This is a genomic window from Candidatus Bipolaricaulota bacterium, assembly GCA_021159055.1.
In the GTDB taxonomy this organism is placed as follows: domain Bacteria; phylum Bipolaricaulota; class Bipolaricaulia; order UBA7950; family UBA9294; genus S016-54.
Genome location: JAGGSO010000047.1, coordinates 1 through 3,738, shown reverse-complemented (window position 1 = coordinate 3,738; position 3,738 = coordinate 1). Strand labels below are relative to the sequence as shown.

4 protein-coding genes are annotated in these 3,738 nt (G+C 67.1%); all 4 read right to left on the bottom strand.

From position 1 onward, the window contains the following. Window positions 1-564: ABC transporter ATP-binding protein (locus J7J55_02510; protein MCD6141579.1), on the bottom strand; the 564-nt coding region annotated here is incomplete at its 3' end. Then, window positions 565-2,232: an iron ABC transporter permease gene (locus tag J7J55_02505; GenBank protein MCD6141578.1), complete on the bottom strand. Its 1,668-nt coding sequence runs from the start codon at window positions 2,230-2,232 to the stop codon at window positions 565-567. Further along, a complete protein-coding gene (locus J7J55_02500; protein ID MCD6141577.1) occupies window positions 2,193-3,221 on the bottom strand; it encodes a thiamine ABC transporter substrate-binding protein in 1,029 nt (342 codons plus the stop codon). Before J7J55_02500 ends, J7J55_02505 begins: the two co-directional genes overlap by 40 nt. Before the next feature lie 17 nt (window positions 3,222-3,238). Then, window positions 3,239-3,738: thiamine-phosphate kinase (locus J7J55_02495; GenBank protein ID MCD6141576.1), on the bottom strand; the 500-nt coding region annotated here is incomplete at its 5' end.

Below are 3,738 nucleotides of genomic sequence, written 5' to 3'. Positions count from 1 at the left end.
GACGTAGACCGTGGGGAGTGAAAATGCGCGCTGGATGCGGCGAAGTTCCCTCCGGAGCTCCTCCTGCAGGGCGGCGTCAAGGGCCGAGAGCGGCTCGTCGAGAAGGAGAAGGCGGGGGGAGGGAGCGAGGGCACGGGCGAGAGCGACCCGTTGTCGTTCCCCGCCGGAGAGCTCGGCGGGACGGCGGTCGGCGCGCCCCTCCAAGTGGACGAGGGAGAGGAGCTCGCCGACGCGCGCGCGTACGTCGATCCCGGAACGGAATCTGATCCCATAGGCGATGTTCTTGGCGACGGTCATGTGCGGGAACAGGGCGTAGTGCTGGAAGACGAACCCGATCCCCCGCCGCTCCGGGGGAAGGCCGAGGATGGAGGCCCCGTCGATCCTGATATCGCCCTTGTCCGGGCGCTCGAACCCGGCGATCAGCCGCAGGCACGTGGTCTTCCCACACCCGGACGGGCCGAGCAGGGCGAGGAGCTCTCCCTGCTCCACGGAGAAGCTGACCCCGGCGAGGGCGCGGGTCCGCCCGAACGATTTTTCCAGGTCGATCACCTCGAGCCGCTCCATCTACCCTTCTCCTAATCCCTCTCCGACCCGCTCGAAGGCAAGGAACGCGACCGCGGTCACCCCGATCAGGAGTGAGGCCATCGCGCTTGCCGGGCCGAACTGGCGGGCGGAGAGGAGGCTGTATACCGCAACCGGGATCGTCGCTGTTCCTGGCCGCATGAGGATGATCGTCGCCGACATCTCCCCCATGCTGAGGGCGAACGAGAAGACGATTGCGGTCATCACCCCGCGGGAGATCAGCGGGAGCTCCACCTCAAAAAACGCCCGAATCGGACCTGCGCCGAGCCCCCGCGCCGCTGCGATCAGGTTCGGGTCCAGCCCTTCCACCACCGGACGGAGGACGCGCCCGGCAAGGGGGTAGATCAGGATCGCGTGGGCGAGGGCGATGGTGAGGACTGGTCCAATGCTGTTGAACGGCGGGCGGGAGAAGCCGCGCAGGATGGCGAACCCGACCGCTACCGATGAGACGGCAAGCGGCGCCATCAGGACTGTCTCCGCGATGCGACGGGAGGGGAACCTCCCGGTCGCGATCCGCACCACGAACGCTCCGAGCGGGACGGCGATCCCGGTGGCGATCCCGGCGATCTCCAGGCTGGTCAGGATCGTGTGCAATGGCGAGGTGCCGAGGAACGGATTGTAGCCGAGGGAGACGAGGGCGCGGTAGTGGGAAAGGGTCGGGCCGGCTTCCCCGCGGAACGAGTCGGCGATCACCGCTCCGATCGGCCCGAGGAACAACACCCCGATTGCGACTGCATATCCAGCGAGGAGGGACTTTTCCCCCCATCTCCCCCTGCGAAAGAACGGGATCCGGGGCGCCTTCCTCTCCCCCTGGACGGGAACGGCGAACCGTCCCTCGGCCCGCAGGTAGAGATAGGAGAACCCAAGTGAGATCGCGGTCTCGACCACGATCAGCGCCGCCCCGCGGGGAAAGTCGAGGAGGGTGCGGACGAGGGTGTAGATCCCAACCTCTATCGTGGCATAGCGGGCCCCGCCGAGGACGAGGACGATGGGGAAGGAGAGGAAGGTGAACACGAACACGAGGGCGGCACTGCTCATGATCGCTGGGGACAGAAGCGGTAGGGTGATCCCGAGGGCGCGGCGCCACCGCCCCGCCCCGAGCGCCGCCGCCGCTTCCGCGAAGCTCGGGTCGATCCCCTCCCATGCCGCTCCCACCGTCCGCATCACGATCGGAGCGTTGTAGAACGCGTGTGCGAGGACGATCCCGGTGAGGGAGTAGAGGAGGTGGAGGGGCGGGGACGGGAGGTGAAAGGCCCACATCAGGAACCGGTTGAGGACCCCGTTCCCGCCGAAGAACAGGATGAATCCGAGCCCGACCGTGATCGCGGGGAGGACGAACGGGACGGCAGTGAGGGCGCGGATTGCTCGCCGACCCGGAAATTCATACCGGGCGAGGAGGTACGCGCCGGGGAGCCCGAGTGCGAGGCTGAGGGCGGTACTGATCGCCGCCTGCTTGAGGGTGAACGCGATCAGGTGGAGGAAGTAGGGATCGGTCAGCACGGCGCGCAGCGGCCCGGGAGCGAGCCCGTCCCGCAGCACGACCCCAAGCGGGTAGTAGAACCCGATCCCGAGGAACGCGATCGGGATCAGATAGAGGACCGCCCGCCCGATCACCGTCGCGTCATCACCCGCGCCCACGCGTCGAGCCATCCCTCCGCCTTCTCCCCCACTTCGGCCAGAGGGAGGAAGAGCGGGTGGGTCGGAACGATCGCGTATTCCGCGAACTCCGGCGGGATCGGGGCATCCGGGTTGATCGGGAACATCACCTCGGTCCCTGGGAGGAGCCCCTGCACCTTGGGGGAGAGGAGAAAGTCGATGAACGCCTCCGCCAACTCGCGGTGATGCGTCCCGTTTACGATCCCGATCCCGTACACCGTCCGATATCCCTCCCCGCCCGGGGCGTAGGCGCGGTAGCGGAGCTCATCTCCGGACAGCGCGGCGTATGCGGTGTCGGTGGAGTAGCTCACCATGAGCGGCGCCTCCCCGTGGGTGAGGAGGCTCCACGCGGCGCTCCATCCCTGGGTTACGGTCAGTATCGACGGATCGAGCCGCCGCCAGAAATCGAGGTATCCGTCCTCCCCGAACTCCGCGATCGTCCACAGGAGGAACGAGAACCCGGTCGAAGAGGTGCGCGGGTCCTCGCACACGAGCTTGTCGGCGTATTGCGGAGCGGTCAGGGATGCGAGGTCAGGGGGAAGATCGTCCGGATCCATGCGGTTGGAGTCATAGGTGAGGGTGATGTAGCCGTATTCGTACGGAACGAGCCCGACGGCGAGAAGGGAGGAATACTCGTCCGGAACCGCCTTCAGGTTGGGGATCCCGGCCGGATCGACCGGAAGGAACAGGTCGTAAGCGGTTATGCGGGGGAGGTCGTTCAGCTCCCCCATGAACAGGTCGGCTGGGGTTTCTCCGGCTTCCCGCTCCGCGAGGAGGCGGGACAAGGTGGCCTTCGCCCCACCGGCGGCGACGAATTGAAGGTCACAGCCGTATTGCGCCTCGAACTCCGTTTCGATCCGCGCGGCCGGCCCCCAGGAGACGAAGCTGTCATAGGTGTAGACCACGAGGGTCTCCTTCCCCTGGGCGACCGCCCCGAGCACCAGCAATCCGACCAGCAGGAGCGCAAACAGTCTGCGTTTCATCTCCATCATCTCCTTGTCTAATGCTCGTATCCGGTGTCGGGGAGCGCGTGCCCGTTTGCGCGTACGCCTGCCTCCGTCACATTCCCGATCACGGAGAAGCGAACCGTAGGTGGAATAGCAGCGATCGCTTCCTTGGGGACAGTGAACAGGAGTTCGTAGTCCTCCCCCCCGAACAGGATTGCCTCCCTCAGTTCGGCACGGGGGATCCCTTGTGTCGCCGCTGTGGACACCGGGAGGAGGGGCTCGTCGATCTCGAACCCGACCCCGCTCTCCTGTGCCAGGAGGTGGAGGCTGTGGGCGAGGCCGTCGGAGATATCGATCATACTGGTGGCGTACGGAGCGAGGCGGAGCCCCCACTCGACCCGGGGGGAGAACGCGAATAGCTCGTCGGCCGCTGCGAGGTCACCGGCGGCGTACAGCCGCAGGGCGGCCTGGGTGCGGCCGAGATCGCCGGTGACACATACTGCGTCCCCGACCCGGGCTCCGCGCCGTCGGACCGGCCGCGCCGCTTCCCCGA

Coding starts and splice junctions, on each gene's coding strand:
- J7J55_02505 (MCD6141578.1), bottom strand. CDS start 2,232: ATGGCTCGACGCGTGGGCGCGGGTGATGACGCGACGGTGATCGGGCGG.
- J7J55_02500 (MCD6141577.1), bottom strand. CDS start 3,221: ATGAAACGCAGACTGTTTGCGCTCCTGCTGGTCGGATTGCTGGTGCTC.